Raw genomic sequence first — 10,892 nt, 5'->3', positions numbered from 1 at the left:
TCTAAAAAGTGGTCGATGCCGATTCGTAACTGGACGTCTGCCCTTAATCGCTTTATGATTATGTTTGATGATCGTATTAGCAGGCATTTAATCTAAAGGGCAGTTACACAGAATCTGGGATGGGCTCGATACGCCTTAATCAATCCACAAAAAGTACTCTTCCATTCGAATATTATTTTGCTGAATAAAACAGACTTTTTCAGCTTGGGTTCTTGGTAGATGCCGAGAATCTGCCCCGCAGTCCTTTGAACGCTGCCTTATCCATCTAACCTGATCTTTTTTGAACGCATTTAGGCTATCTTGACCGTATACACTCTCTATGTCTTTTCCGATAAGTCTGTAGCTACTATTTAAATCTTTGTCAGAAGTTTTATATAAAGAATCAATGAGACCAGCTTGTGACGCTAATGGCAAATAAGTTGAATTTTCTTGATAAGATAAAGTCGCGCTGTCTTTCGTCCAATTACTGCCTATATTTATTTCCTTATTTGATGGATTTATAAATCCATTAATATCTTCTCCCTCAAAGCTATACCCCTGAAAACCACAAGGGGTCACGCCATCTTTACATAAGCTATGCTTGGTTTTAGCAGGATAAAGCTTTACTGCATAGGGAGATTCATCTTGTCTTTTACCTAACATCTTTGTTTGCAACAAGCGCCCCAAGTCTGGAGCCACCAATAGCATATTATCGCAAGTCACACTGCCTTCTTCGCAATCTCGATACAGGTTTAAGCGTTGACCTTGTACGTCCATACCTAGTATAAAGTTCGCTTTTATAGGCGTCATGGCTGAGCTAAAAGAAGCGCATAGCATCAGACTTGCAAATACACTTACACGGCATAGTCGTTGATATATCGGTAAGCGGGATTTATTTGGGTCTAAGGCAAGCATGAGGATTTATACTTGCAACAAAAAGTTCGTGAGTAAGCGCTTAGCACCTTCAGTCGCAAACGATTCAGGATGAAACTGTACACCTTGAATCGGGTAGTCTTTATGCTGGAGTCCCATAATCTCATCACCCGCTAGCGCTGATTCTGCCAAAATTAATTCACTATGAGCGTCATTGGCGACGACAGCCGTCACAGTCAAGCACTCTGGTAGGGTATCTGCTTGTACCATCAGTGAATGATAGCGCATGATTTCAATCTCTTGTGGCAAGCCTTGATAGACACCTGCACCATCATGTCGAATCGACGAGACCTTGCCATGCATCGGTACATTAGCACGTACCACGTCACCGCCAAATACATGGGCGATGCCTTGTAAACCCAAGCAGACACCTAATAGGGGCGTCGTCTTACCCATGACTTCGATGACTTCGGCACAAATACCAAAGTAGGCGGGGTCATCAGGAGCACCAGGACCGGGCGAAATGATAATGCGGTCAAGATTCATGGCCTGTACATCTGCTAACGTTATCTCATTATTACGTTTAACAATGACGTTTGCGGCTTTATCACCGTCCATCGTCTGTAAAATCTCACCGATATATTGGTAAAGATTAAAGGTAAACGAGTCGTAGTTATCTATAATTAAAACATTCATGGGTTATCAACTCTTTGGCAAAATATACACAATTTACGGATTCATAAAACTGTCTAAGACGACTTTCATGGCAGACAATTTACGCTGAATTTCTAGATATTCGTCAGCAGGATTGGAGTCATAAACATTACCGCCACAGGTTTGCGCATAAGCAGACTCACCATTGATGAATAGGCTGCGAATAGGAATGGCAAAAATGCAGTCACCGTTAAAGTTAAATGATCCAAGCGCACCACCATAAGCGCCGCGACCATCAGGCTCCAGCTCATTGATGACTTTAATCGCTTCAACCTTTGGTGCGCCTGACAGTGTTCCAGCAGGGAAGTTACTGGCAAGGGCGCTAAACATATCTTCATTAGGATGCAAAATACCGACGATTTCAGAAGAGATATGTTGCACGTGTGAGAAGCGTTTGATATCCATGAGGCTACGTACTTTTACCGTACCAAATTGCGCCACACGGCCAATATCATTGCGGTGCAAATCAACTAGCATATTGTGCTCGGCAATCTCTTTGGCATCGTTTAGTAAGGCGCGGGCAAGCTGTCGATCTTCGATGACATCAACGCCGCGCTTGGCTGTACCTGCGAGTGGGTAGGTTTCCATTTCACCTTGACGTAAGCGAAATAGCAGTTCAGGCGACGCGCCGATAATGCACTGCTGGGCAAATTTCATAAAATACATGTGCGGTGACGGATTGACCGAGCGCAATTTTTCATAAATGGGCATTTTATCGCCCGCAATACGATATTTAGATTTAAAACCGACCTCACACTGAAAGATACGCCCCGAGATGATGTCTTCTTTGACTTGCATGACAGCTTTAGCGTGCTCCTCTTGACTCATGCCGTCACCCAAAAACTCAACCGTCGGCGGCTTATAATTTGGGATTGGTTCATCAAGTAGCGCTTTGATTTGCTCAATGCGGTTTTCTTGCTGCGCAGTTGGATAATAAAAATAGAAAATTTCACCAGTCATTTTATCGAGCGTTAAACCATCCAAATATACACCAAATTTGAACGGTTCAAAGTCATCGCTTGGCTTAGCATTGAGGCTTGGTTCAAAGAAATTGACACTGTCGTAACCCAAATAACCGACGAGACCACCGCTTTGCTCACGAGCAATGACGTGCTGCGGGGTAATTTTACGGAGCAATTGATAAGGATTGTCAGTCTGATAATGATTGGTTTCAGCGGTCTTATTGTCGGTAATAGCAAGGGTAGTGCGGTCGATAGCGGTAATGGTCATCACCGGATCAAAACCAATCGCATGATGACGCGCCATATGTCCATCTTCGCCCAGTGATTCGAGCAAATAACAAGTATCAAAGGCGCGCTCAATACGTTTAAACAACGCAAAGAAATCAATATCCTGAGTAAGCTTAATGCGCTGTGGCTTACTAGGAATATCAATAGCAGCAGGCTGGTTATGCTGGAGTGTAGGAGAGGTCATAATCATGTCCAAAGTGGTTCAAATTTGTATAGCTAGAATAAATGTAATTAGCGTTGATCGCTGTATTACGCGTCTTGTCTGTGGGTAGCTAGCAGCGCACTAACATCGTGAATTTGCATCGCTTTGGCACCGCGAGATACAGTGGCAATACCGACGCCTAGCTCTTCAGATATTTCACGTTGGGTGACACCGCGTGCTAGCAAGTCAAAAATACGGATACGATTGGCAATCTCATGTTGCTCTCTGCCCGTCAGTAAGGCACTTAGCAAGGCCTCAATATTTGAGCTATCAGTACAGTTGGCTAAATGCGTTAGTAAACTATGATAAGGGTCAGTGCTCATAATATTTAATCTTCATTAAAAATAGATAGATTATCATCTTGTTTCAGTATTCTAGTACAGTAGTACATAAAAGGCAAGTAGAGTAATGGAATGTTGTAGCAGTAGTTGATAAAAATTCTTTTTTTAACAGCGTCCAATTCAGTATAAAAATAAAAAGCCAACTAATCTTAATCAGCTGGCTTTACTATTAAAAATTATGCCTCTATATGGCTTATCGTACTGGGCGAATAAACGGCATATGACGATTCACGTCTTTATATAGTAAATATCTAAATGGACCCGGTCCGCCAGCATAACAAGATTGTGGGCAGAATGCGCGCAGCCACATAAAGTCACCTGCTTCAACTTCTACCCATTCACCGTTTAAGTGATAGACGGCTTTACCTTCTAGTACATACAAACCATGTTCCATCACATGGGTTTCATCAAATGGAATCACGCCACCTGGCTGGAAAGTGACGATATTCACATGCATATCGTGACGCATATCAGACTGTTCGGTAAACCTAGTGGTTGTCCATACACCATCAGTACCTGGCATCTCAATCGCTTCAACATCGTGATCGCTCGTTACAAACGCTTCAGGCACATCAATACCTTCGCAGTGTTGATAGGCTTTACGGATCCAATGGAATTTAACATGCTTGTCGCTATTGTTTTTTAGCGTCCATTTGCAGCCAGGTGGTAAGAATGCATAACCACCTGCTTCAAGATGATGCGACTCACCTTCGATCGTCATATCCATTTCGCCTTCAACGATGAATACAACACCTTCGGCATTTGCATCTAGCTCAGGCTTTTCTGAGCCGCCATGAGGCTCTACTTCAACAATATACTGTGAGAAAGTTTCTGAAAAACCGCTTAAAGGACGTGCAAGTACCCACATTCGCATACCTGTCCAAAATGGCAGATAACTAATGACAATATCAGTTAATACGCGTTTAGGGATAATCGCATAACTTTCGGTGAAGATGGCGCGGTCAGATAGTAATTGTGTCTGCGGAGGCAAGCCGCCGGTTGGCGCGTAATAAGTACTTTTTGTTGACATGGTTCATGTTCCTTAGTGGTTTTGTTCTGCGATAAATTTGTGTCTGAACCTTTGATTTTTTATGCGATTAATGCTCTGACATTAGCATAATTCTTCGTCAGTTGACGATAGCCATTAGGCCTGAATTTTAGCCTGCTCAGCAGATACATCAATACAAACTTCCCAATCATCAATCTCGAATTCATGGCAATTATTGCCATCACCATTGATGCGATCGACCACTAAAAAGTCACAATCAGCGTTTAGTGCAAGTAGCGGATGATGCCAAACGCTGGCGTCATACTGCACGCCTTGATGCGAATGAGCATAAAACACTTCTAAATCATCAGCTGATTTAGGCGCATCGCCAGCTTTGGCCACAACGACTAGATAGTCTGTGTCATTCATAGAAAAGAAGGCTTGCGTACCAAACGGATGATATTCCATCACTGATAACGTAATCGGGCAATCGCGTCTTTTGGTACGAAAAATACTAAAACCGACCTCTCCACCATCTAGACTAACTTTTGAGATAGCATTATGACGACAGGCGTAGCCGCGATTGATATCCCAACTGTTTTCAGGACATTTTTCTTGCTCATCATAAGGCTCAATCACTGAGCCATAAGGAGCAAAAGCAGCTTTAGTTAAAGGTTTGGCAATGATTGTGGTTTTCATAAGTTCACCTTTAGGTTAATTAGCAATATCATTTATTTATTTTAGCAACTTATTCAGTTATATATCTATTTGAGCTAAGAAAATACCGGACCCAAGATATCGTTTTTGAGCAATTGAATCACTAAGGTATTAACTGCCTTGAGCGTATAGTGAGTTCAATATAAAAGAGTTACGCTCAGAATAGCAGCATGCTGGTATAAATTTCTCTCGCTTGCTGTGCGCTTCGCACTCCAGAGGCTTCGTAAAATTTATCCCAGCAGCACTGTGTTCTTTTTAAATTGAATCAACTACATCATCCGTTCGCTTACGTGATTGTTACTACGTACGTGCTGATTAATGTGATGATACGTCTTATGATCGTTGTTACGACTACATCCAGTTGGCGGTGTTATCAGCCGTGGCTGGATGGTTTTCATACCAATGCTTGGCGATTTCATCGCGGCGGCATATCCAAACATCAGGTTTACTGGTGATGTATTGCAAAAATTGTTTAAGCGCTTTAATGCGCCCAGCACGACCAATGATGCGGCAATGCAAACCAATGGTGAGCATTTTTGGCGTGTCTTGACCTTCCTCATATAAAGTGTCAAAGCTGTCTTTTAGATACTGATAAAAAGGTTCGGCATTGGTGAACCCAGGACTGGAAGAAAAACGCATGTCATTGGTTTCAAGCGTATAAGGAATGACCAGATGCGGTTTGCGCGCAATTTTGCTGCCTTCTTCTACTTTGACATTGAGCCAGTACGGGAGCTCATCGGCATAAGAATCAGAGTCATAAATATAGCCGCCTTGTTCTGCGACCAGCTCGCGAGTATTGGGACTATCGCGACCGGTGTACCAGCCAAGAGGCTGATTGCCGACCATACGCTCAAAGATTTCAGTGGCACGGCGTACATGTTCACGCTCGGTCTCGCGGTACATATACTGATAAGTGATCCAGCGTAATCCGTGGCTGGCAATCTCATGACCGTCTTCGAGGATGCGCTCGACAATATGCGGTGTTTTTTCGGCAGCGGCTGCACAAGTAAAGGTAGTAATAGGCAGGCCATACTCTTTAAAAGTATCTAGTACGCGCCAAACACCCACTCGGCTACCGTATTCAAAGGCTGACTCGATAGACTGATGACGATTGGTAAATTCTGGCGTACCTAAAACGTCTGATAAGAAACGCTCTGATTGACCATCGCCATGCAAGACACTATTCTCTGCGCCTTCTTCGATATTTAGCACAAACTGTACAGCAATTTTAGCGCCGCCTGGCCATTTGGCGTTTGGTGGATTGTCACCATAGCCTTTTAAATCGCGTGGATAAGCATCTTGATTAAAGTCGCTAGTAATCTTTTTCGTCATTGTGTTTTATCCTTTATAAAAACAGAGCAACAGATCTGTTTGAAATTTAATAACTATTTTTTACGCTACTCTTTCGCTTTATCTTTCTCACTTCATTATTCTACTATGGTGTTAGGATCTACCGCATAAGGGCGCATTAATACCCAATACACGATGCCACCTAGTGCCGCTCCTAATAAGAAACCGTAACCTTCAAGCTTGGTGAGTGCTGGTATCAATACTGTAGCGATAGAGAATATAGCACCGATTGCAAAGGCGATAAGCGCACGGATGTTCCAGCCTTTGTAGTAATAATAAGCACCAGTTGGCTGATCGGAAAATAAATCATTCATATCAATATGTTGACGTTTAATCAGGTAATAATCGATTATTAAGATACCAAAGAATGGAGCGATGACAGCACCGATAGCATTTACAAAACCCACAATACCGATCTTACTGATAAACGATAACCACAATGCGCCAATGAAAAAGGCGATAACAGCAGTGATTAAGCCGCCCATACGAAAGTTAATATGCTTAGGAAACAAGTTGGCCAAATCATAAGCAGGGGGAATAAAGTTTGCGACCATATTGATACCGACGGTGGCGGCAAAAAAGGTCAGCGCTGCAATAATGGTCAAAGGTAAAGTATCGACTCGATCAACAATATCTGATGGATTGGTTAATGCTTCGCCAAATATTACTAAAGTTCCAGCGGTAATGACCAAAGCGATGAATGAGAAAAACACCATATTGATGGGTAAGCCAAGTAAGTTACCCAAGCGCATATCACGCTCACTACGTAAAAAGCGTGAGAAGTCACCAAAGTTAATGACGACTGCTGCAAAGTAAGCAACCATCGTACCGACGATAGCAGTAAATGCCTGTATGGCGTTCCCACTGTAATCACTACCACTGGCAAAGATAGAATTAATCGCTGGTAGCAACTCAGAGCCTGATTGATACCAGATGACGGCCATAAGAATGACCATCACTACATAGACTAATGGTCCTGCCCAATTCAAAAAGTGCTTGATGGGTTCAATGCCTGCCCAAAACAGCAAAATCTGAAATACCCAAACGATGACAAAGGCAATCCAAGCGGTACTATTTAAACCTAAAAATGTCGCATCTGGACTACCTATGACAATAGCTAATAAGATGGCAACTGCGGTTGAGGCAAAATAAGTCTGCACTCCGTACCAAAAGATACCGATAATAGCGCGTAGGATGGCAGGTAGGTTAGCGCCATTGATACCCATACTGGCACGTATCAATACTGGAAAAGGAATACCATATTTGACACTAGGTTTACCTGTTAAATTCACCATCCACATGACAATAAAGCCAGAGCATATAATCGCTGCCATGACCCACCAGCCACTCAAACCATAGCTTAAGAATAAAGATGCTGCAAGGGTATAGCCGAATAGACTTTGAATGTCATTGGACCAAACGTTAAATATCGCAAACCAACCCCAATTACGCTGTTCAGGCTGTAGTGGGGCAAGATCTTCATTGTATAATCTTGAGTTTTTGCGTTCTGGATTAAAGGTATTGCAATCATAGAGCGCGCTGTTGGATTGGGTGCTGAGCTGACTTCCTTGCTCATTTGCAGTAGACATCCTTTTCTCCCTTTAGATTGGAATCAATCGAAATAAACATTGTTAACATTTAGCAAGGTTTATTGTTAACACTTTAAGGATGTCTAGGTCATTGGTCAAGGTAATTGTTTGATCAGCGTTTACTCATCTGTGTCTAGAATGCTCACTTATAACCCTGAAGCATAAGCGACCAGTTGTTGGCGCTCTTCATCGCTTAGCTGAGTGATATTACCCAGTGGCATATAGCCACTTTGTACGGCAGGCACAATCTTAGCTTGATGAGTTTTTATGTCTGCAGGGGTTTGGATAATAATACCCGCTGGCGGTGCATTAAATCCAGCTTGTGTTGGTTGTGCCGCATGGCAAACGCTACATTTTGCTTGTACCACTTTCATGATAGCGTCGTCAGCTGAAGCAGCAACAGGTACTACTGCAGCAGTCGTATCTGTACTAGTAGCAGGAGCTAGCGCATTCGTTTCTTGAGTTACAGCAGCAGGCGGTGTATCTGTCGGTGCTGGAGCTGGTGCTGGAGCAGTTTCTGTTGCAGATGCTACAGGAACTGGTACTGGCTCAATAGGTGCTGGACGCATCCAAATAATCAATAGTATGGTTGCTATCGCAGGAATCACCAAGAATTTTGGTCTATGACGACCCAAATGTTTTTCGTTAAAGTAATGACGAGCCGTTGCAGTGATGATACCGACGAATACCAATACCAACCAACCATGCGCATGTGAATACATCATTGGATAGTGATTACTAATCATGATAAAGATGAGCGGTAGGGTAAAGTAGTTATTCATCAATGAGCGGTTTCTGGCCATTAATGCCAAACCTGCCACTTCAGGACCTGGTTTGACACCGCGGCGTACACAATCTACAAGTGCGCGCTGAGCTGGCATAATCCCAAAGAACACGTTACCTGCCATGATAGTACCTAAAATGGCACCGACATGGATAAAGGATGCACGATCACTAAATAGCTGATATGAGCCCCAAGTGGCGATAATCATGAGTACAAAGATAGTGACACTAAAGGCCAGTTTATTTTTGCCGACATTGCTGCGTACAATGACTTCATAAATAAAGTAACTACCGAATAAGAACAGTAGACTGGTCGAGATAGCACCAACGCTGCTACCAAAATCAACTTTGCTTGGATCAATCAAGTAAGCCGTCGCATTGATATAGTAAACGATAATGAGCATCGCCATACCGGTCAGCCAAGTGGTATAGGCTTCCCACTTAAACCAATGCAGCGTTTTTGGCATCTCTTCAGGTTCGAGCTTGTATTTGGCAATTTCATAGAAACCACCACCATGTACTGCCCATAAATCACCTGAGATACCCTTTTTGGACTTCCATTCAGGTGGCTTTTGAAGACTCATGTCGAGCCATACGAAATAAAATGATGCGCCAATCCATGCCACACCAGCGATAACGTGGAACCAGCGGAAGAATAAACTTAGCCAATCGAGAAGATATGCACCCATGTTGTCAATGTCCTTTTATATTATGATATCTTGGTAACTCGTAACGACTTTTGCTCACCTTCGTTATTATAAAAGATTGTGATACAACGTAGCGATACCAGCATTATTTATTTGGTCTTAAACCACTGACCTCACTGTCAGATGTTTAAAGTTTCCAGCGCTCGCTGAGCCTTATTTTTATAAGGCTTCGAGTCATAAAGCTATAAAATTATGATCCGCGATAAGTGCCGTAGCCGTGTGCGCTAAGCAGTAGTGGCACATGGTAGTGACCATTGTCTTGTATCATAAAATCGATGACCACTTGCGGATAAAATACCGTGAGGTTTTGTGCATCAAAATACGCTTGGGTATCAAAGGTCAGCGTATAACGCCCAACATCTAAATGATACTCGGCAATATCAATTTCTGGGTTAAACGCCCAGCTATCTGGCGTCACGCGACCATCAGCGTTGGTAACACCATTGGCCAATAATGACGGCTCGCCACTGGCGCTCACGCGATGTAGCGTTACTGCGATATCAGCGGCAGGCTTGCCAAGATGGGTATCTAAAATATGTGATGAGAGAGTACCTGACATAATAATTCCTTTTATATATGAGACAGACAAAGCAAAGTTTAAGCGTCGCCTAACAGTTTTTGTAAACGCAAACGCGTGATTTTATTTTGTTCAGTAGCCGCATTGACCAATTCAGTCTTGCGATCATTTGGCAGACGTGCTTGCAGTAAATCCAGCATTTGCTGCGCGCTCTTACCCGTCGCAAAGACAATAAAGATAAAACCGAATTTATCGAGATAATCTTGATTGCCTTGTGCTAATGCTTCAAGGACAGCGTCTTCGGCATCATTGGCGCCTGATTGTTCATGAGCGGCACTGTCTTGCGTATTGCGATATTTCTCTTTTAATGAGTCGACATTGCCAATCTGTGGATGACCATCAAAGGCTTCTAATAAATTGGCTTCGTCAGTTTGGGCTTGTTGCCATGCCGCGTCGCTTGCGCTCAGTAGCGCCTCTATATCTGCAAACGGACGGGCGTCTGCCAAAGTTTGCGCCCATTGGCTACTGGTGCAGCAGGTCAATAATTCTGAGGTTGCAGCGGCTTGCGAGAGAGCATTCAGTTGCGATAGTGATAAGCTCACAGTGATATCCTTATCTGTTGACACAAAAATTTTGATGGATACAAATGTATCATTTGAGTGATATGAATTTATAAAGAATAGACATTATCGTTTGCTGATAGTGGTCTCTTGATTACATAACTCAGGGAAAAACTCAGGTGAAAGTAGTATCGGTTGAGTCGTAATTGGTTTAATATTATCCATTCTGCTTAAACCTGACCAAATGGTCAACTACTTTATGCAAAATATTTTTATTTTTTATAATTTATCATAAAATTTAGCGTATTCATTGACAGTTTGT

Annotated in this window: 11 protein-coding genes; all 11 read right to left on the bottom strand. The window is 42.8% G+C overall.

Annotated elements, in window-relative coordinates; translation table 11 throughout:
- Positions 1–135: 135 nt before the first annotated feature.
- Positions 136–756, bottom strand: a complete 621-nt coding sequence (locus tag JMW90_RS04085) for a lysozyme inhibitor LprI family protein (RefSeq protein WP_201561819.1) — start codon at positions 754–756, stop codon at positions 136–138.
- Between the two features lie 144 nt (positions 757–900).
- Positions 901–1,548 (bottom strand): anthranilate synthase component II, encoded by a 648-nt coding sequence (locus JMW90_RS04080; protein WP_201561818.1) that lies wholly within the window; start codon positions 1,546–1,548, stop codon positions 901–903.
- Positions 1,549–1,581: 33 nt separating this feature from the next.
- Positions 1,582–3,000, bottom strand: a complete 1,419-nt coding sequence (locus JMW90_RS04075; protein WP_201561817.1) for an anthranilate synthase component I family protein — start codon at positions 2,998–3,000, stop codon at positions 1,582–1,584.
- Positions 3,001–3,065: 65 nt separating this feature from the next.
- On the bottom strand, positions 3,066–3,341 hold the full coding sequence (locus tag JMW90_RS04070; RefSeq protein WP_201561816.1) for a Trp family transcriptional regulator: 276 nt from the start codon (positions 3,339–3,341) through the stop codon (positions 3,066–3,068).
- Positions 3,342–3,552: 211 nt separating this feature from the next.
- Positions 3,553–4,389, bottom strand: a complete 837-nt coding sequence (locus tag JMW90_RS04065) for a bifunctional allantoicase/(S)-ureidoglycine aminohydrolase (RefSeq protein WP_201561815.1) — start codon at positions 4,387–4,389, stop codon at positions 3,553–3,555.
- Positions 4,390–4,503: 114 nt separating this feature from the next.
- Positions 4,504–5,046: an ureidoglycolate lyase gene (locus JMW90_RS04060; RefSeq protein WP_201561814.1), complete on the bottom strand. Its 543-nt coding sequence runs from the start codon at positions 5,044–5,046 to the stop codon at positions 4,504–4,506.
- Between the two features lie 369 nt (positions 5,047–5,415).
- Positions 5,416–6,396 carry an allantoinase PuuE gene (puuE, locus tag JMW90_RS04055; RefSeq protein WP_201561813.1) on the bottom strand — a complete coding sequence of 327 codons (981 nt, stop codon included), beginning with the start codon at positions 6,394–6,396 and terminating at the stop codon, positions 5,416–5,418.
- 95 nt (positions 6,397–6,491) lie between these two features.
- On the bottom strand, positions 6,492–8,003 hold the full coding sequence (locus JMW90_RS04050) for an NCS1 family nucleobase:cation symporter-1 (RefSeq protein ID WP_201561812.1): 1,512 nt from the start codon (positions 8,001–8,003) through the stop codon (positions 6,492–6,494).
- A 146-nt stretch (positions 8,004–8,149) separates the two neighbouring features.
- Entirely contained in the window at positions 8,150–9,475 is a 1,326-nt protein-coding gene (locus tag JMW90_RS04045) for a urate hydroxylase PuuD (RefSeq protein ID WP_201561811.1), read from the bottom strand.
- Between the two features lie 208 nt (positions 9,476–9,683).
- On the bottom strand, positions 9,684–10,052 hold the full coding sequence (uraH, locus tag JMW90_RS04040) for a hydroxyisourate hydrolase (protein ID WP_201561810.1): 369 nt from the start codon (positions 10,050–10,052) through the stop codon (positions 9,684–9,686).
- A gap of 38 nt (positions 10,053–10,090) precedes the next feature.
- Positions 10,091–10,612: a 2-oxo-4-hydroxy-4-carboxy-5-ureidoimidazoline decarboxylase gene (gene uraD, locus JMW90_RS04035; protein ID WP_201561809.1), complete on the bottom strand. Its 522-nt coding sequence runs from the start codon at positions 10,610–10,612 to the stop codon at positions 10,091–10,093.
- Between the last annotated feature and the right edge of the window lie 280 nt (positions 10,613–10,892).

This window comes from Psychrobacter glacincola (assembly GCF_904846215.1).
Lineage (GTDB): Bacteria > Pseudomonadota > Gammaproteobacteria > Pseudomonadales > Moraxellaceae > Psychrobacter > Psychrobacter glacincola.
The sequence above is the reverse complement of the archived record's forward strand: the minus strand, read 5'-3'. Positions and strand labels throughout refer to the sequence as shown.